Origin of the sequence: Brevundimonas naejangsanensis DSM 23858 (genome assembly GCF_000421705.1) — a bacterium.
Taxonomy (GTDB): domain Bacteria; phylum Pseudomonadota; class Alphaproteobacteria; order Caulobacterales; family Caulobacteraceae; genus Brevundimonas; species Brevundimonas naejangsanensis.
Window position 1 is genome coordinate 369,691 of record NZ_ATXN01000002.1, and the last position, 18,112, is coordinate 387,802.

Here is an 18,112-nt window from a genome sequence, read left to right on the forward strand (position 1 = left end):
GATTGACCCAGCCCTTACCGCTCGCGGACCTGCCCATGCACACGGCGCGCCTCGCAGGCCGCGCCTTCGCCAGAAGCTGGGGCCGGGACGTCATGCTCTATACCGGCGGGGTTTCCTTTTTCGCCCTGCTGGCCCTGTTCCCGGCCATCGCCATCCTGATCGGCTTCTACAAGGCCGTCCTGACGATAGGACAGGTCAGCGAACAGGCGGCCGCCCTGGCGGACGTCATTCCCTCGGCCGCGCGCACCCTGTTCCTGAATGAGATCGACCGCCTGGCCAATACTTCGGCGCGGACCGTATCGCTGCAGAGCGCAATCGCCCTGGTCATCGGCGCCTATGCCGCGCATCGGGGCTTCAAGGCCTTACTGGCGGGGCTGAATCTGATCCACGACGAAACCAAGCCGCTCGGCTTTTTCAAATTCAACCTGCTGGCCTTCCTGGTCGCGCTTGCGGCTTTCGTGCTGTTCACCGTGGTGTCGGGCGCCGTCGTCACCTCGCGCCTGATGGAGCACGCCTATGTCGACCAACCGGGCGGCTGGATGACGATGCCGCTCGACGGCCTGTGGCCTGCTCTCGGCCTGTGGCTGGGGCTGACCATGCTCTATCGCTACGCCATGGCGCACGCCAAGCGCGTCGCGTGGAAGGCGGCGGTCATCGGCGGTCTGGTCGCCACGGTCATGTCCAGCTTCTTCTCGTGGCTATGCACAATCTACGTCGAGCAGATCGTGCATCTGGGCGCGACCTACGGCTCGGTCGGCGCCGTGGTGGTGTTGCTGATCTGGCTGTCGTGGAACGTCAACGCCGTCTTCTATGGCGGCGCCTTCGCCACGGAACTGGAGATCGACTGGGAAAAGCGCGCCGCCCTGCCCCCGCCCGAGGCCTATTCCGACACGGTCGTCAGCCTGTCCGAGCGTCGCCGCTCTCGACAGTGATCTGAAGCACGCCGTCCGACTCTTCGATCCCAATGACCTGACCGCCCATTTCCTGCATCAGGAAAGGCACGTCGATACGCGCCATCGGATCGGTCGCCAACAACGTCCATTGCGCGCCCGCACAGGCGCCCTCCATCGCCTTGCGCAGTCGCAGGCTGGGGACCGGACATCTGTGACCCCGCGCGTCGATGACGACAGGCTCGCTCATCGAGCCGCCGCGTCCAGCAACAGGCCCAGGGCGACGCGCACGCTTTCCAGACGCACCTGATCGCGCCCGATGGCGCCGAAGCGCTTTTCGACATGGGCCACGGCTCCTTCAGGCCCTGCGATGGCGAAGTGAACCAAGCCGACCGGCTTGTCGTCCGAGCCGCCGCCTGGCCCGGCGATGCCGGTGACCGACACCGCGACCTGGGCCCGCGAGCGCGCCTTCGCTCCCTCGGCCATGGCCCGCGCCGTCGGTTCCGACACCGCTCCGAAACGCGCCAGCACGTCCTGCGGCACGCCCAGCATCTCCATCTTGGCCTCGTTGCTATAGGTGACGAAGCCTCGATCCACGACGGCCGAAGACCCGGCGATCGCCGTCAGGGCGCCCGCCACCAGTCCGCCGGTGCAGCTTTCGGCCGTAGCGATCATCAGACCGGCCTTGATCGCATGGCCGATCACGCCTTCAGCGGTCGCCTCGATATCCTGCGGCAACATGGGAATTCGCTCCATCCTCGAGTCGTCCTAGCCTCGACCTGCGGAATCACCCGCTCGAGGTCGAAAGCAGCGCATGACCGAACACGTCCTGTCCCCGGCGCATCGCAGGATCGACGCGATAACACCTGCCGCCTTCGCCGTCGCCATCTTCACCTCGGCCAGTCTGGTTTTCCTGGTTCAGCCGATGGCGACCAAGCTGGTGCTGCCGCTGCTGGGCGGATCGCCATCGGTGTGGAACACCGCCATGGTCTTCTTCCAGGCGGCGCTGCTGGCGGGCTATCTCTACGCCCACCTGCTGCAACGGATTCCGTCGGTGCGGTGGCAGGCCGTGACGCATTTGACGCTGTTGGCGGCGGCGGCGGTCTTCCTGCCGCTGAGCATTACTGAGGCGTTGGGGGATCCCGATCCGGCCGCGCCGATCGGCTGGCTTCTGGGGGCTCTGTTTCTATCCGTCGGCGCGCCTTTCGCCGTTCTTTCAGCCACGGCGCCCCTGCTTCAGGCCTGGTATGCGCGCGCCCGCGTCGGCCACCCCGATGGAGCCAACCCCTATGTGCTTTACGCCGCCTCCAACCTGGGCAGCTTCCTGGCGCTTCTGGCCTATCCGGTCCTGATCGAGCCGCTGGCGTCCCTGTCGGGGCAGAGACTTGGCTGGACAGTCGGGTACGGCGCCTTCGCCGCCATGATCGTCCTGCTGACGATCATCCTGCCGCGCGGTCTCGGCGCCGCCCGCACCGCCGCCTCGGACCATCGCAGTCCGCCGATCCCGTGGACGCGCAAGATTATCCTGATCCTGCTGGCGGCCGCGCCGTCCAGCCTGATGCTGGGGGTGACCGCTCACCTTTCGACAGACGTGGCCTCGGCCCCCTTTCTGTGGGTCGCGCCGCTGGCCCTCTATCTGCTGACCTTCATCATCGCCTTCCAGACCCGGCCGTGGATATCGCTGCCCGTCACCCTGATCCTGCAGGCGACCTTCACCGTCATGATCGCCGCCCTGGTCGGCATGACGACCGGGCATTGGCTGATGCTGCTGGGCGTGCACCTGGCCGCCTTCTTCTTCACGACCCTGATGTGCCACCAGCAGTTGGCCGCCCGACGCCCGGCGCCGGACCGGCTGACCGAGTTCTACCTGCTGATGTCGCTGGGCGGCGTGCTGGGCGGGGCCTTCACAGCCTTGCTGGCGCCGACCCTGTTCGAGACCGTGCTCGAATATCCGCTGGTCATGGTGCTGGTCTGTCTGGCGCGACCGTGGCTGGGCGCGCGCCCCGCCAGGCATGAAGTCTGGCTGATGACAGCGGGCCTGACGATCGCCTTGTCGGCGCCGCTGCTGTTCGAGATGATGCGCTATGATGCATCGCTGCGCACGGCGTTCAGCGACTTCGGCCTGACCGCGACGGCGCAGATCATCCTCGGCGCCGCCGCCATCTGCGCCTTTCTGATCCGCGATCGCGTGCTGATGTTCACCGCTGTCGTCGCCGCCATGACGGTGTCGGCCCACTACATCGGCCGAGGTTACGATTGGAGCCTGTCTGAGCGCAGCTTCTTCGGCGTCATGCGTGTGGCGGTCACGCCGGACCCCAAGATGGGCGGCGACGTTCATGTGCTGATGCACGGCACGACCCTGCACGGCGCCCAGGCGCGCAACCCCGACTTCGCCTGCGCCCCGACCATGTACTATGCCGAGACCACGCCTCTCGGGCAGGCGGCCGAATTGATCCAGGCCCGCGGCCCCGGCGCCGTTATCGGCGTGGTGGGTCAGGGTTCGGGCGCAATGGCAGCCTATAAGCGCGCCTCGGATCAGATGACCTTCTTCGAGATCGATCCGATGGTCGACCGGCTGTCGCGCGACCCGAAGTGGTTCACCTTCATCTCGAACTGCGCCGCTGGTTCGATCCGCACTGTCCTGGGCGATGCGCGGTTGACGCTGAACAAGGAGGCTCCCGGCTCCTACGATCTGCTGGTGATCGACGCCTTTTCATCCGACGCGGTGCCGACCCATCTGCTGACCCGCGAGGCGATCGAGGGCTACCTCAGGCTGCTGAGGCCGAAAGGCGTCGTGGTGCTGCATCTGTCGAACCGCAATCTGGAGATCACCCTGCCCGCCGTCGCCGCCGCGCGCGAACTCGGCGCAGCCGAACTGCACCAGATCTACATCGAGCACCCCGACGCCGCCCTGATGGCCGAGGCCTCGACCGAAGCCCTGGCCATCTCGCCCACGCCCGAAGGTCTGGCCGACTTCAAGGCCGACGGCCGCTGGCGCAAGCTGGAGCCGACCGAGGTCCGCCCCTGGACCGACGACTACGTCAACCTGTTCGGCGCCCTGGTCCGCAGCATGAAGGCGCGTGCGGGCTAGGCCGCGCCGGCAACCCGCGCCAGATCGGCGGTGATGCGCTCGGCGACCTTCAGGCGATCGTCGGGCGTGGGCCAGTCGCCCTTCACCACGATCTTCTGATCGGGGCGAATCTTCCAGAAGGCGTGGTTCTTCTGGATCAGGCCCACCAGACCCATCGGATTGGGGAAGGTGTTGTTGCGCAGGGTCAGCACCGCCCCCTTGGGCCCGATGTCGATCTTCTCGATGCAGGCCGTGCGGCAGTTGGCCTTGACGCCGACGATCCGCAGAAGCTGCTGCGCCTCGTCCGGCAGCGGGCCGAACCGGTCGATCAGTTCGGCGGCCATGGCCTCGCGATCCTCCATCTTCTCGGCGTCCGACAAACGGCGATACAGGCTCAGGCGTACGTTCAGGTCCGGGACGTAATCCTCTGGAATCAATACGGCCGCGCCGACGTTGATCGACGGCGACCAGCCGCGATCCGGGGCCGTCTCGCCCTGTTCCCGCAGCTCGGCGACGGCGTCTTCCAGCATCTGCTGATACAGTTCGACGCCGACCTCGCGGATATGGCCCGACTGTTCGTCGCCCAGCAGATTGCCGCCGCCGCGCTGGTCCAGATCGTGGCTGGCCAGTTGGAAGCCTGCGCCCAGATTATCCAGAGACTGCAGCACCTGCAGCCGCCGCTCGGCCGACAGGCTCAGCGGTTTGGTCGGATCGGTCGTCAGATAGGCGAAGGCCCGCGCCTTGGAGCGACCGATGCGGCCCCTGATCTGGTGAAGCTGAGCCAGACCGAACATATCGGCGCGATGCACGACCAGGGTGTTGGCCGTCGGAATGTCGATGCCGCTCTCGACAATGGTGGTCGAGACCAGAACGTCATATTCGCCGTCATAGAAGGCGCTCATGACCGCTTCCAGCTGGGTCGGGCTCATCTGGCCGTGGCCGACGACGAACTTCACCTCTGGAACCTGTTCGCGCAGGAACCGCTCGATGTCGGGCAGGTCCTTCAGGCGCGGCGCGACGTAATAGGCCTGACCGCCGCGATATTTCTCGCGCAGCAGGGCCTCGCGCACCAGCACCGGATCCCACGGCGTCACATAGGTCCGCACCGCCAAGCGATCGACCGGCGGGGTGGCGATGATCGACATCTCGCGGATGCCCGACAGCGCCATCTGCAGGGTGCGCGGGATCGGCGTCGCCGTCAGCGTCAGCAGGTGAACATCGGCCCGCAGGGACTTCAACTTCTCCTTGTGCTTGACGCCGAAGTGCTGCTCCTCGTCGACGATGACGAGGCCCAGATCCTTGAAGCCGACCTGATCGGCCAGCACGGCGTGGGTGCCGACGACGATCTCGAAACTGCCGTCCTTCAGACCCGCGCGGGTTTCGTTTGCGTCCTTGGCCGTGACCATGCGCGACAGGTGGCGCACCTTGATCGGCCAGCCGGCGAAGCGCTCGCTGAAGGTCTTGAAGTGCTGACGCGCCAGCAGGGTCGTCGGACAGACGATGGCGACCTGCTGGCCCGTCATGGCCACGACGAAGGCGGCGCGCAGGGCGACTTCCGTCTTGCCGAAGCCGACGTCGCCGCAGATCAGACGATCCATCGGCGTGCCCTTGCCCAGGTCCTCCAGCACGTCGCCGATGGCGTTCAGCTGATCGTCCGTTTCCTCATAGGGGAAGCGGGCGCAGAACTCGTCGAACAGGCCCGCGGGCGGCACGATGGCGTCGGACACCCGCAGCGCCCGCTTGGCGGCCAGGGCGATCAGCCCTTCGGCCATGGCCCGCAGACGCTCCTTGGCCTTGGCCTTGCGCGCCTGCCAGCCCGCGCCGCCCAGACGGTCCAGCTGAACCCCTTCGGCGTCCGTGCCGTAGCGCGTCAGAAGGTCAATGTTTTCAACTGGAAGGTAGAGCTTGCTCTCACCTGCATAGAGGAGTTCGAGGCAGTCGTGCGGGGCCTCCTGAATCTCCAACGTCCGCAGGCCCTCATAGCGGCCGATGCCGTGATCCAGGTGGACGACCAGATCACCTGCCGTCAGGGCCGAGGCCTCGGCCAGGAAGTTCGACGCCCGCCGCTTGCGCCGTGGCCGCGCCAGCCGGTCGCCCAGTATGTCGGTCTCGGAGATGACGGCCAGATCGTCGGTGACGAAACCATGCTCGACCGGCAGCACCGCGCGCAGATAGACGCCCTCGGGCGCGGCCCGCACATCGTCCCAGTCGCGCACCGCCACGACGTGCGTCAGGCCATGATCGCCAAGCATGGCGGCCAGACGCTCGGCCGAACCTTCGGACCAAGAGGCGAACAGCACACGCTTGCCCTGCGCCTTCAGCGCCTCGGCGTGCTGGGCCACGGCGGCGAACAGGTTCACGCTGTCCTGCGACCGTTCGGCGGCGAAGCTGCGGCCCAGACGGCCGCCGGCGTCCTCGCCCGAACCGGCGGCCAGCGGCGACAGGCGGCGCACGGCGCGACCAGCCAGGGCGCTGTTCCAGTCGCTGTCGTCCAGATAGAGCCGAGCGGGCGGCAGGGCGCGGTAGGCGGCCCCGCCCTTGCCGCGCGCCGCCTCCTTGCGCGCCTCATAGGCGTCGACGGTCAGATTCCAGCGCTCGCCCCGCGCCTGCTCCGTCTGGCTGTCGAGGAAGACCGGCGACGCGTCCGGCAGATAGTCGAACAGCGTGTCCAGTCGGTCGTAGAACAACGGCAACCAGTGCTCGACGCCTTGGCGACGCGCGCCCTCGCTGACGGCGGCGTACATGGGTTCGTCGCTAGGCGCGCCGAACAGGTTCAGATAGCCGCTGCGGAAACGCGAGATGGCGTCGGCGTCCAGCAGCACCTCCGACACCGGCGACAGCGAAACCGCCTTCAGCTGGCGCGTCGAGCGCTGGGTCTCGGGATCGAAGGCGCGGATCGATTCCAGCTCAGACCCGAACATATCGAGCCGCACCGGCTCATCAAATCCCGGCGGGAAGACGTCGATCACCCCGCCGCGAATGGCGTACTCGCCGCGCTCCGACACGGTTGAGGCGCGCACATAGCCGTTGGCCGTGACGTAGCGTTCCAGAGCCGCCGTATCGAGATCCGCGCCGACCTTGGCCGCGAAACCAGCGCCGGTCACGGCGCTGCGCGGCGGCGTGCGCTGGGCGGCGGCGGCGACAGTGGCGACCACCAGCAGCGGCGTCCTGTCCGCCGGATCGCGCGTCGCCAGCCGGGTCAGCGTCGCCATGCGCTGGGCCGCGACCGAAGCCGTAGGGCTCAACCGGTCATAGGGCAGGCAGTCCCACGACGGATATTCAAGAACTTCAACATCCTTGGCGAAGAAACGAAACTCCTGAATGAAGTTTCCCGTACGTTGATAATCGCGCGCCACGAACAGGGCGGTCCCGCCCTGCGCCTTGATGCGATCAGCGACGATCAGGGCGTCCAGTCCCTCAGGCGCGCCGCCCAACTCCATGTCGGCCCGCGCCGGCGCGCCGTCCATCAGCCGATGCCCTTGGCGACTTCGGCCGCAACATGCTCGCGCATGAAGGCGCGGATGCGGGCGATCATCGGCCCGTCGAACTCAGGCGGGGTCGGCTCGCGCTCGATGATCCAGGCGTAGAGGTATTGATCCTCTTCATCCAGCAGGGTCTCGAGTTCGGTCAGTTCGTCGTCGTTCAGAGTCGGCGCGACCTGATCGGTGAACGGCCCCAGCACCATGTCGGCCTCGCGAAAGCCCCGGCGCCAGGCGCGGAAGGACAGGCGCCCCAGGCGCGTCTTGCGGTCGTCGGTGTTCTGGGCGTCCTCAGGACGTGCGTCGATATCGGCCACGCTGTTTCCTTGCCTGTCCGTTCACTTCGGTAAGAGGCGGATCAGATAGCGTTCCAGACGCCGCTGCGCCAGCTATGCTGCATCATCATGAGGCCCGAGATTCTCTTTCCCCTGTTCGCGGACATCACCACGCTGAAAGGCGTGGGGCCGCGCAGCGCGCCCCTGGTGCAGAAGGTGGCGGGTCCACTGGTGCGCGACGTGCTGTTCCTGTCGCCCAGCGGCGTGATCCAGCGGCGCCGCACCACGGCGATGGAGGCCGTCGACGGCGAGATCGGCGTCTTCGAGGTGACGATCGACCGCCTGATTCCGCCGCACAAACACGGCGCGCCGATCAAGGTGCGCGCCATCGACGATACCGGCTTCATCCATCTGATCTGGTTCGCGGGTTCGCCGCGCCATATCGAGAGTCTCGCCCCGCGCGGCTCGCGTCGTCTGGTGACCGGCAAGGTCGAGCGCTTCAACAGCGAAGTCCAGATCGCCCACCCCGACTACATTCTCCCGCTCGAGAAAGCCGATGAAATTCCGCTGTCCGAACCCGTCTATCCGGCGACGCAGGGGCTGACCTCGCGCCAGATCCGCAAGCTGGCGCAGGGCGCGCTGGCCCTCGCGCCCGAGCTTACCGAGTGGCAGGAACCGAACTGGCTGGCGGCGCGGCGCTGGGCCGGCTGGCGTCCGGCGCTGGAGGCCCTGCACGCCCCGGCGAACGAGGCTGACTTGCTACCGGACGCCCCGGTGCGCCAGCGTCTGGCCTATGACGAACTGTTCGCGCACCAGTTGGCCTTGGCGCGCCGCCGTCGCGCCCGCCAGATCACGCCCGCCGCCCGCATCACGCCGGGCGAAGCTTCCGCCCGCCTGCTGGCCGCCCTGCCCTTTAGCCTGACCGGCGCGCAGGAACAGGCCGTCGTCGAAATCCGCGCAGATCTGAGTTCCGGCGAGCAGATGGGGCGGCTGCTGCAGGGCGACGTCGGTTCCGGCAAGACGGCCGTCGCGGCGCTGGCTCTGGCCGATGCCGCCAGCAGCGGCTTTCAGGCCGCCCTGATGGCGCCGACCGAGATTTTGGCGCGCCAGCATTACGACAAGCTGTCGCCCCTGCTGGATCAGGCGGGCGTGTCCAGCCTGTTGCTGACCGGCCGCGACACCCCGGCCGAACGGCGCGTCAAGCTGGCCGCGCTCGCCTCCGGCGAGGCTCAGGTCGCCATCGGCACCCACGCCCTGTTCCAGGACGCGGTGCAATTTCACCGGCTGGCGCTGGCTGTCATCGACGAGCAGCACCGCTTCGGGGTGCGCGAGCGTCAGCGCTTGCAGGCCAAGGGTGATCCAGTTCTGGGCGGCGTTCACCTGCTGACCATGTCGGCCACGCCGATCCCACGCACGCTGGAGCTGACGCAATACGGCGAACTGGAAGTCAGCCGCCTGATGGAGAAGCCGCCGGGCCGCACGCCCGTGACCACGGCCGTCCTGCCGCTGGCGCGCATCGGCGAGGTGGCGAAGCGGCTGAAGGCGGCCGTCGAAGCCGGCGCCCAGGCCTACTGGATCTGCCCTTTGGTGGCCGAATCCGAAGCCATCGACCTGGCCGCCGCCGAGGATCGGGCCAAAGACCTGCGCAAGCTTCTGGGAACCGAGGTCGGCCTCGCCCACGGCCAGATGCCGGGCGCCGAGCGCGAGGCCGTGATGGCGCAGTTCGCGGCGGGCCGCCTGCCCGTTCTGGTCGCCACGACCGTGGTCGAGGTCGGCGTCGACGTGCCCAACGCCTCCATCATGGTGATCGAACATGCCGACCGCTTCGGTCTGGCCCAGCTTCACCAGTTGCGCGGGCGCGTGGGACGCGGGGCCAAGGCCAGTTCCTGCATCCTGCTGTACGGCGGCGAGGACGGCGCCCTGGGCGAAACGGCGAAGGAGCGGCTGGAGACCCTGCGCCGCACCGAGGACGGCTTCGTCATCGCCGAGGAAGACTTCCGCCTGCGCGGCGGCGGCGACCCGCTGGGCCTGAAACAGAGCGGTTTCCCGGCCTATAGCTTCGCCGATCCGATCCGACATCGGTCGCTGCTGCTGGCGGCGGCGGACGATGCGCGCCTGCTGCTGGGCCGCGATCCCGACCTGACCAGCGAGCGCGGTCAGGCCGTGCGTCTGCTGGAAGCCCTGTTCGACTGGAAAAACGAACGCCCCTCAGCGGACTGAGGGGCGTCGTAAAACTCAGCGAGACTTTAAAGCGATCAGCCTGCGTTGCGGGCGATGCGTTCGACTTCCTTGCGGACCTGCGCCTCGACGATGGCGGGCAGGTTGGCGTCCAGCCAGTCCTTCAGCATCGGGCGCAGCATCTCGCGGACCATGGCCTCGACCGTATTGCCGCTCATGAAGTTCATGTCAGCGGCCGAGGCGACCGGCGCAGGCTCGGGCTTCTGGAAGCTGGCGGCCAGACCGGCGAAGGCCGAAGCGGCGCTGGCGGCGGCGGTTTCGCCGACCAGGGCGTCCGTCTCAGGCGCGACGGCGACCGGCGCAGGCTCGGGTGCGACAGCGGGCGCCTCGACCGGGAAGGGTGCTGCGTCGGCGACGTCCAGATCGCCAATGGCCTCGGCGGCCGGGGCCTCATAAGGCTCGGTCAGCTCAAGAACATCTTCCTCAGCGGCGGCGATAGCCGGGGGCGCTTCAGGTTCGGGTTCGGGCGCAGGTTCCGGCTCGGGCGCTGCGGCGGTTTCAGCCGGGGCGTCGTCTTCAGAAATAATCCGGCGAATCGACGCCAGGATTTCTTCCATCGTGGGTTCCTGAGCGGACTGGTCGGTCATGTCGGAGCCTTCAACCTCGGTGCTCGATCTCGGTCATCACCCGTTGAGCCGGAAACGGCGCAGGGCGAACGGGCGCGGCCGGTACAGACTCGCCTCGCCCCTGCCCTGTCGTCGCATCAACCTCGGCCGGAATCAACGGACGTTTTCATGCGCCGGCTTCGACGAAGCGTCAGCCTTGCGGCGCTGTGCGGACGACTTCGCCCTTCAACTGGCGGTCCACTGGGGCGTCTTCGGCGTCCGCAGCGGGCGTCACAGCCGGCGCGGCGACGCGATCCAGCGTCTCCAGCAGGCCGTCCCACGGCAGGGCGCCGCGATTGCGGATGGCGTTGTAGTTGTCAGCCGGATCATAGGCGTCGATGGCCGGATCCAGATTGGGGCCGCCCAACCGCCCCATCGCCGCCAGCAACTGAGCCTGAGCCACGTATTCATTGCGGCGCGCGCTGGCCAGGGCGACCTCTGCGCTACGCAGTTCCAGTTCGGCGTTCAGCACGTCCAGCGTGGTGCGCAGGCCGACCTGCGCTTCCTGACGGACGCCCTCGGCGGCGACCGAGGCGGCGCGTACGCCTTCCTGGCCAGCGGCGACGCTGGACTTGGCCGAAGCGCTCTGAGCGTAGGCTGAGCTGACCGATTGCAGCACGGTGCGGCGCTGGCCCTCGACGTTGATCTGGGCGGCGTTGGCGCGCTCCAGAGCCTGTGCGACGCGCGACCGGTTCAGCCCGCCCGTGAACAGGGGCACCGAGACCGAAGCCCCTGCGGTGAAGCTGGTGCGATCCGACAGGTCAAAGCCGGACAGGTCGTTGGCGGTCCCGCCGTAAGAGGCCGTCAGCCGCGCCGAAGGCAGATACTCCGAGCGCGCAGCCGCCACGTTCGCCTCGGCCGCCTGCTGGGCGTAGAGGGCGGCCAGGACGCCGGGGTTTTCAGCCAGGCCGACATCCATCGCCGCGTCGAAATCTGACGGCAGACCCGGCAGGACCGGCAAGGCCTGAAGGTTGGACGGCGCCTGCCCCACCACGGCGGCGTAGGCCGCGCGCGAGACCGACAACTGCGCCTGAGCCCCGGCCAGATCCGATTCGGATTGCGCCAGACGGGCTTCTGACTGGGCCACGTCGGTGCGGGTGATCTCGCCCACTTCAAAACGGGCGTTCGATTCGTCCAGCTGGCGGCGCAGGACCTGCAGGTTCTCCTGGCGGATACGCAGGATCTCCAGATCGCGCACGACATCAGCGTAGGCCTGGACGACCGAAGTCATCACCTGCTGCTCGACCTGACGCAGGTTTTCACGGCCCGCCATGACGTTGGCCTCAGCAGCCGAAATGCCGTGCGATACCCGGCCCGCCGTCCAGATGTTCTGGCTCAGGCTGACGCTGGCGCTGGCGCCGTCGCTTTCGATCGTGCCGCCGCTGGTGGTGGTGCTGCCCGGCAGCGTGCCCGTGGCGTCCGGCACGCCGTCGCCGTTCGTATCGATCGGGATGGTCTGGCCGGGAATGGTCGTGGTCACGCGATCCGTGCGCGTGCGGCTGTAATCAACGCCCGCAGAGGCGTTGATGGTCGGCCGCAGCCCGGCGCGCGCCTGAACAATGGATTCGTCCAGGGCGCGTTGATTGGCGCGCTGGGCCAGCAGGGACGGATTCGTCCGATAGGCCAGACCGATCGCTTCCTGAAGCGACTCGGCCAGAACCGGCGTCGCCCCCATCGTCAATGCGACCAGTGCGACCGAAGCGAGCGCGCGCGAGCGTTTCAACATGAACCTGTCCCTGCCTGACGCCCCCGTTCGGCGCGCCTGTAGTGCCTTCTAACGGCGTAGTTGGCGGCTAGCCTCGCCCGACGCCAGTTAAGTTTTTTTCACGCAGCGCAACGTCTGTTCCGTCGCACAAGAGGCGCTAGAGCGCAAAAGCAGGCGCCGGCGTCATTTCCGGCAGCAGGTCAGGCGCCGCATCGAACAGTTCGCGGCGCGACACGCCTTCACGGCCGCGCACATAAAGAACCGCCGCGCCGCTGGCGCCGTCGCGCTCCACCACGGCCAGACGGCCGCCGGGACGCAGGGCCGCGATCCAGGATTCGGGACGCTCGATCACCGCGCCTTCGCTGACGATCAGGTCATAGCCTTCGCCTTGCGGCTGGTTCAGCGGCGCGACCGCCGTCTCGACTCCAGCCTCGGCCAGAGCGGCGCCGACCACCTCGAACACGGCCGCGTCCGATTCCTGCGCTGTCACCTTCAGGCCCATGTCCGCCAGCACAGCGGCGGCGTAGGGCGCCGCGATCGCCAGCGCCTTCTCGCCCGCACGGGCGTCCAGTCCCTGCAACAGCTTGGCCACATCGCGCGGCAACATCAGACGGCGACCATTCGCGATCTCAGGCTCGACATCGGCATAGGCCGAGAAGGCGCGGTCAGGGGCGCAGAATCGCTCGCGCTGCACAGCGCCGATGGCGGCGTGCAGTTGGCGGTCGGTGACGTCGTTTACGCGGACCTGCGAGTCCAGCATCACCTTGCGGGCGGCGGCGAAATCCATAATCCGAAGTCCTTCAGGTCGGCTTAGGCGAAGAAATGTGACGCGCTTATAGGTCCGTGCGTTGCAGCGGACAATCCGATCTGATAGCTGACGGCCCTCGCGATGGCGGGGCCCTTGGAAACGGGGGCCACGGCCTGATGGCGGAGTGGTGACGCAGAGGACTGCAAATCCTTGCACCCGGGTTCGATTCCCGGTCAGGCCTCCATCGCGATGAACATCGAGAAAGCCGCCCTCCGGGGCGGCTTTCTTGCTTTCAGCCGTGCGCCAACCTCGCCGTCGTCACGTGATGCAGGGCCACGGCGCTGGTCGCCGCCACGTTCAGCGAATCGAATCCGCCCGCCATGCGGATGCCGACGGGGCGGCAGCGCGCGATGATCTCCCCCGGCAGACCCGGCCCCTCGCTGCCCAACAGAATCGCTGTGCGCGGCGCGGGTTTCAGTTCGGCCAGCGTCTGACCCGCCGACGGCGTCAGCGCCAGCACTTCGAATCCCCTACCTTGCAACAAGTCGATCATGCTCCCTGCCTCCAGCCCCGTCGCCATGGGCGTACGCAGGACCGCGCCGACCGACACCCGGATCGCCTTGCGGTAAAACGGATCGCAGCAGGTCCGATCCAGCAGCACCGCCCCTGCGCCAAAGGCGGCGGCGTTGCGAAACAGGCCGCCCATGTTGTCGTGATTGCCGATCCCGCAGGCCATCACGACGACGGCCCGATCCGGCAGGCTGTCCAGCAGAGCGTCCGGGTCGACCGGATTCGGCTTGCGCCCCAGGGCGAGGATGCCCCGATGCAGATCAAACCCCGCCACAGCGTTCAGAACCGCTTGGGGCGCTACATGGACGGCCACGTCCGCTGGAAGGCGCTCCAGCACGTCTCTCAACCCCTCCAGCCGCTTCTCGGCGATCAGAACCGATACCGGCGCGCAAAGAGAGGCCCCGGACGCCAGGACGCGCAGAACCACCTCTCCCTCGGCGACGAACAGCCCCTGCCGCCCGGTCAGGTCGCGTTCCTTCACATCGCGAAAGGCGGCGACGCGGGGATCATCAGGATCGAAAACAGTGATCGGAGTCATGCCGCCCCTTGTAGCGCAGGGCTTTGCGAAAAAATTTGGCGATTTCTGCGTTTTACCCGTTGCATGAATCGAAAAGGCGCTGCTATACGCCGGCCTCCCCCGAGGGGATGTTCCGCGGTAGCTCAGTGGTAGAGCAGCCGACTGTTAATCGGCTGGTCGTAGGTTCGAATCCTACCCGCGGAGCCACTCGGGGGATTGAAATCCCTAGACAATGCGATGATGAGATCCGAGCTGCGTGACAGCTTGCTTGTTTAGAACGGCGCCTTTGAACGAAATTGTTCGAGATCGCTGCTCGCTTCACATTGGCTTGAGCGCGAAGCCCAACCACAGCGTCATAGTGGTGAAGTAGCGGGGCGGCCCCGCCTCCATGGATCGACCGGGGATCCATTTCGGTCCTCACCCTGCAAGGCCGCTTGCGGTGCGAAATCGCCCTTGGCGCCCGTGCTATAGATGACCCTCGGACGACCCCGCTCATCCCAAAGGACGTCATGGCGCGACAACCCAGGATCTCGACCAGGCTTTCCGCGGCCAACCTCGTCCATCTCGGGGCGCCTCGCCTCGCGGACCTGCTGATCGAGGCCGGCGCCGGGAACGCCAACCTCAAGCGCCGCCTTCGTCTTGAACTGGCGGCTGAAGCCAGCCCCGACCTCCTCGCTCTTGAGATCGACAAGCGCATCACCGCCGTCTCCGTCGCCCGCACACGTGTATCCTGGCGCAAGCGCGGCGAACTGATCGACGATCTGAACACGCACCGCGACATGATCGTGGGGCGCCTGGCGCCCGAGGCTCCCGGCGAGGCGCTCGCCGTCCTCATTCGCTGGCTCGACCTCTATCCGGGTCTGGCTTCCCGCGTAAAGGACACCAAGGGGGAACTGCCCGCCGCTTTCGAGGCCGCCGCGCCGGATCTCTTCACTCTGGCCGAAACCGTCGACGATCAAGCGTTGCGCGACCTGATCGACGCTCTGCGCCGACGTCCGCAGGATTACGCGCGCTGGGTCTTCGCCGCCGGCGAGGCCCTCGGCCCGCTTACGGCGCGCCGGCTGCTGGACAACCTGGACCCTTCAGCCAGGAAGACCCCGGCAGGCCGCAACCTCTTGCGCCGTCTGGCGGACCGGGCCGGGGATCTCGACCTCTGGCTTTCCCTCATCACGCCCGAGCAGGCCGGCTCGCCCGACATCGCCGCCGACATCGCCCGCCGCTTCCTCGCCGCGGGACGCGTCGGGGAGGCCCGCGCCGCCCTTGAAGCCGCTTTAAGCCCTTCGCCGCTCAACCGCCGCTGGACCTTCGGCCACAACCCGGGAGACGATGCCCCGCGCCTGACCCCTGCCTGGGAAGCCGCCTGCATCGACGTGCTCGACACCGAAGGACACCGCCAGGAAGCCCAGGATCTGCGCTGGAGCCTGTTCGAGCGCGACCTATCGGCGCCCGTTCTTCGCGACTACCTCTCGCGACTGCCCGACTTCGATGATGTCGAGGCCCTGGACCTGGCGTTCGCTCACGCCTCGACTCATCCGGACTTCGAGGCGGCCATGCGGCTGCTGATGGACTGGCCCGCCCACAGGGAGGCGGCGGCGCTCGTCCTGGCGCGTCCCCGTGAAGCCCGGCAACCCCGACCCCAGTCGGGTGACTGGACGTCGCGCTTGGCCCAGCGCTATCCCGAAGCCGCCGACATCCTTACAAATTAGGTTCGTTTTTCAGTATAATGCCCCGAAAATAATAGAGTATCGCAGGGCTGTCATCGGCGAGATCGAATGCCGTCAACCCGCCGCGCCTCGTCGGAAAGCCGATAGACAGAGCCGGAAGGTGGCGTCGCGCCAGCGCGACGCCACCTTCCGGCGAAACCGCATGACGCCGGGCGCGATAAAGGAGACGCCTATGATCTCCCATAGACCGGCCCGTCGCGATGCCAGGCTCAAGTTGCAGGGTCGTGATCTGGCCGACCTTTATCTTGTGACTGGAATCTATCGCGCTGGAAAGATTCCGGCCGGAGCGACACGCCACACCGTGTTGGACAGATCGTCGGCCACCAGCAGAATCCGGCGCTGGGGATCAAACCAAACGCCCACGGGGCGGCCGCGGGCCTCGCCATTGTCCGTCAGAAACCCGGTCAGAAAATCGACGGGCTCGCCGGCTGGTCGGCCTCCCGAGAACGGAACCCACGCAACCTTGTACCCCGCCAGATCCTGGCGGTTCCAGCTCCCGTGCTGTCCGATGAAGGCCCCTTCGATGAAGACCCCGCCGAAGCCGCCGTCCCGGGCGAAGGACAGTCCCAGGGCGGCCACATGGGCTCCCAGGGCGTAATCCGGCTTTACCGCCGTCGCGACCAGTTCGGGCTTCTGGGGCCGCACGCGCGGGTCGAGATTTTGTCCCCAGTAGCTGTATGGCCAGCCGTAGAAGGCGCCGTCGCGAACCGAGGTCAGATAGTCTGGAACGAGTTGCGGCCCGATTTCATCCCTTTCGTTCACCACGGCCCAAAGGGCGGCGCTCGACGGCTCAATCGCCAGAGCGGTGGGATTGCGAATGCCGCGGGCGATGGTTCGGCGCGCACCTGTGGAGCGGTCGACAGCCCAAACGACCGCCCGCTCCTCCTCCACGGCCATGCCCCGCTCGCCGGCGTTGCTGTTGGAGCCGATGCCGACATAGAGTGTCGAACCGTCTGCGCTGGCGGTCAGAGCCTTGGTCCAGTGATGGTTGAGCGCGGACGGTAGACGCGTCACCTCTTCAGGCGGCGCCGTGATCCGGGTCTGCCCTTCGACATAGGGGAAGCTGACCAGAGCATCCTGCTCGGCCACGTAGATGCGGCCATCAACATAGGCCAGGCCATAAGGGGCGTTAAGACCGTCTATGAAGACTGTGCGGACTTCGGCGCGGCCGTCGTTATCGGCGTCGCGCAGCAAGGTGATGCGGTCGCCGCCGTTCACCTTGGTGTTGCCCTGCTTCTTGATGACCCCGGCGATGACGTCCTTGGGCCTCAAGGCCGGCGCGCCGCCGCCCCGCCCCTCGGCCACGAGGATGTCCCCGTTAGGCAATACGAGCATCTGACGTGGAATACGCAGGTCCGTAGCCAGGGCCGTCACCACGAAGCCCTCGGGCGCGCGCGGCGTTTCATCGCCCCACCCGACAGGCTTGGCGATACGCATCGGCGGCAGCAGGGTTTCCCGAATCTCCGGCAAGTCAGGCTTCGGCCCGACTTCATTGATGCCTTTTTCGCTTTGACCGCAGGCGGCCAGAGCCACGACGCCTCCCAAGACGCCGTACAGAAGGACGTTTCTGCGGATCATCGGCTCGCCTCCTCGTCCAGCATTCCGGAATAGCGCAGCCATCCCGCGATCAGGGCCAGCCCGCAGCATAAAGCGGACAGGGTGAATCCAAGGGCGCCGACGGAACTCCAACCGTCCTGGCTATGCTTGAAGGCGTTCGCCAAGCCGACAAGACAAAGGGCCCCAAGAGCGCCGCTGTACAGAAGACGCAAGACGCCGCGACGGCCCCAGGCCAGGTCGATCAGGCTCCACACGAAAGCGGCTCCGCCAAACATCAGGCCGCCGACAATCGCCCAGGAAGAGAAGTTGCTCCACTGCATCTCCGCGGTCCGAAGATAGGCCGCATCCGTCGCCGTCCCGAGACTGAACAGGGCCACCGGAAAGCTCAGAATCAGCCCCTGCACGGCCCGGCCCAGGCCAGCCGTCCCGGTCACGGCCGGCTCTCGGCGAATTCGATGCGACCGATCGCGCGGGATCCACGCGCCCTCATCCGCCGTCTCAGTTGCTCACGGATGCTCCAGCCTTCCAGATGCATCAGGTCGCTGATCGTATAGCCTTCCCGCGCAAGCGCTTCACGCACGTCGCTGACCTTGAGACAGGCATGGTCTCGCTCGGCGATTTCAAAAGCGCGTTCGATGACATGGGTCTGGTTCATGGCTCCTCCTCCGTCTGATCCAATCGGCCTGGAGCCATGCGGTTCCGAGCCCGAGCGATATGACGCAGGTTAACGATAG

Annotated in this window: 15 protein-coding genes and 2 tRNA genes; 6 read left to right on the plus strand and 11 right to left on the minus strand. The window is 67.1% G+C overall.

Annotated features, from left to right (window positions below):
* The first annotated feature begins 2 nt into the window (after positions 1 to 2).
* The gene (locus H556_RS0102030; RefSeq protein WP_024352859.1) at positions 3 to 932 is read left to right on the plus strand and encodes a YihY/virulence factor BrkB family protein; all 930 of its coding nucleotides are present in this window, start codon (positions 3 to 5) and stop codon (positions 930 to 932) included.
* On the opposite strand, the gene H556_RS0102035 is transcribed toward H556_RS0102030, so the two are convergent.
* Both H556_RS0102035 and H556_RS0102040 read right to left on the minus strand, forming a co-directional pair.
* A complete protein-coding gene (locus tag H556_RS0102035; RefSeq protein WP_024352860.1) occupies positions 898 to 1,140 on the minus strand; it encodes a sulfurtransferase TusA family protein in 243 nt (80 codons plus the stop codon). The genes H556_RS0102030 and H556_RS0102035 overlap by 35 nt on opposite strands.
* Entirely contained in the window at positions 1,137 to 1,631 is a 495-nt protein-coding gene (locus H556_RS0102040; protein WP_029673131.1) for a CinA family protein, read from the minus strand. The genes H556_RS0102035 and H556_RS0102040 overlap by 4 nt, the downstream gene beginning before the upstream one ends.
* A gap of 73 nt (positions 1,632 to 1,704) precedes the next feature.
* Between H556_RS0102040 and H556_RS0102045 the strand changes: the two genes are divergently transcribed.
* Positions 1,705 to 3,981: a fused MFS/spermidine synthase gene (locus tag H556_RS0102045; RefSeq protein ID WP_024352862.1), complete on the plus strand. Its 2,277-nt coding sequence runs from the start codon at positions 1,705 to 1,707 to the stop codon at positions 3,979 to 3,981.
* Here the strand turns inward: H556_RS0102045 and mfd are convergent.
* Positions 3,978 to 7,427 carry a transcription-repair coupling factor gene (mfd, locus tag H556_RS0102050; protein ID WP_024352863.1) on the minus strand — a complete coding sequence of 1,150 codons (3,450 nt, stop codon included), beginning with the start codon at positions 7,425 to 7,427 and terminating at the stop codon, positions 3,978 to 3,980. The genes H556_RS0102045 and mfd overlap by 4 nt on opposite strands.
* Positions 7,427 to 7,756 (minus strand): FAD assembly factor SdhE, encoded by a 330-nt coding sequence (locus tag H556_RS0102055; RefSeq protein ID WP_024352864.1) that lies wholly within the window; start codon positions 7,754 to 7,756, stop codon positions 7,427 to 7,429. Before H556_RS0102055 ends, mfd begins: the two co-directional genes overlap by 1 nt.
* 87 nt (positions 7,757 to 7,843) lie before the next feature.
* Here H556_RS0102055 and recG point away from each other — a divergent pair, with 87 nt between their 5' ends.
* Positions 7,844 to 9,934, plus strand: a complete 2,091-nt coding sequence (gene recG, locus H556_RS0102060) for an ATP-dependent DNA helicase RecG (protein WP_024352865.1) — start codon at positions 7,844 to 7,846, stop codon at positions 9,932 to 9,934.
* A 35-nt stretch (positions 9,935 to 9,969) separates the two neighbouring features.
* Here the strand turns inward: recG and H556_RS0102065 are convergent, their stop codons facing one another.
* From H556_RS0102065 to H556_RS0102075, 3 genes are all read right to left on the minus strand, one after another.
* Positions 9,970 to 10,539 carry a DUF2497 domain-containing protein gene (locus H556_RS0102065; protein WP_024352866.1) on the minus strand — a complete coding sequence of 190 codons (570 nt, stop codon included), beginning with the start codon at positions 10,537 to 10,539 and terminating at the stop codon, positions 9,970 to 9,972.
* A gap of 169 nt (positions 10,540 to 10,708) precedes the next feature.
* The gene (locus H556_RS0102070; protein ID WP_024352867.1) at positions 10,709 to 12,283 is read right to left on the minus strand and encodes a TolC family outer membrane protein; all 1,575 of its coding nucleotides are present in this window, start codon (positions 12,281 to 12,283) and stop codon (positions 10,709 to 10,711) included.
* Between the two features lie 136 nt (positions 12,284 to 12,419).
* The gene (locus tag H556_RS0102075) at positions 12,420 to 13,049 is read right to left on the minus strand and encodes a protein-L-isoaspartate O-methyltransferase family protein (protein WP_024352868.1); all 630 of its coding nucleotides are present in this window, start codon (positions 13,047 to 13,049) and stop codon (positions 12,420 to 12,422) included.
* 131 nt (positions 13,050 to 13,180) lie between these two features.
* Here H556_RS0102075 and H556_RS0102080 point away from each other — a divergent pair.
* Positions 13,181 to 13,254 (plus strand) — tRNA-Cys (locus H556_RS0102080).
* A 48-nt stretch (positions 13,255 to 13,302) separates the two neighbouring features.
* Here the strand turns inward: H556_RS0102080 and H556_RS0102085 are convergent.
* On the minus strand, positions 13,303 to 14,118 hold the full coding sequence (locus H556_RS0102085; protein WP_024352869.1) for a TrmH family RNA methyltransferase: 816 nt from the start codon (positions 14,116 to 14,118) through the stop codon (positions 13,303 to 13,305).
* Positions 14,119 to 14,229: 111 nt separating this feature from the next.
* On the opposite strand from H556_RS0102085, the gene H556_RS0102090 reads away from it, so the two are divergent.
* Both H556_RS0102090 and H556_RS0102095 read left to right on the plus strand, forming a co-directional pair.
* A tRNA-Asn gene (locus H556_RS0102090) sits at positions 14,230 to 14,304 on the plus strand.
* A gap of 302 nt (positions 14,305 to 14,606) precedes the next feature.
* Positions 14,607 to 15,803, plus strand: a complete 1,197-nt coding sequence (locus H556_RS0102095) for a DUF6880 family protein (RefSeq protein WP_024352870.1) — start codon at positions 14,607 to 14,609, stop codon at positions 15,801 to 15,803.
* A gap of 276 nt (positions 15,804 to 16,079) precedes the next feature.
* On the opposite strand, the gene H556_RS0102100 is transcribed toward H556_RS0102095, so the two are convergent.
* From H556_RS0102100 to H556_RS15535, 3 genes are read right to left on the minus strand one after another with little or no spacing between them, the layout of a single operon-like run.
* Positions 16,080 to 17,399, minus strand: coding sequence for a PQQ-dependent sugar dehydrogenase (locus H556_RS0102100; RefSeq protein ID WP_024352871.1), 1,320 nt, complete (start codon positions 17,397 to 17,399; stop codon positions 16,080 to 16,082).
* Positions 17,396 to 17,812, minus strand: coding sequence for a DUF2231 domain-containing protein (locus H556_RS0102105; RefSeq protein WP_024352872.1), 417 nt, complete (start codon positions 17,810 to 17,812; stop codon positions 17,396 to 17,398). The genes H556_RS0102100 and H556_RS0102105 overlap by 4 nt, the downstream gene beginning before the upstream one ends.
* On the minus strand, positions 17,809 to 18,033 hold the full coding sequence (locus H556_RS15535; RefSeq protein ID WP_024352873.1) for a hypothetical protein: 225 nt from the start codon (positions 18,031 to 18,033) through the stop codon (positions 17,809 to 17,811). Before H556_RS15535 ends, H556_RS0102105 begins: the two co-directional genes overlap by 4 nt.
* Positions 18,034 to 18,112 lie beyond the last annotated feature (79 nt).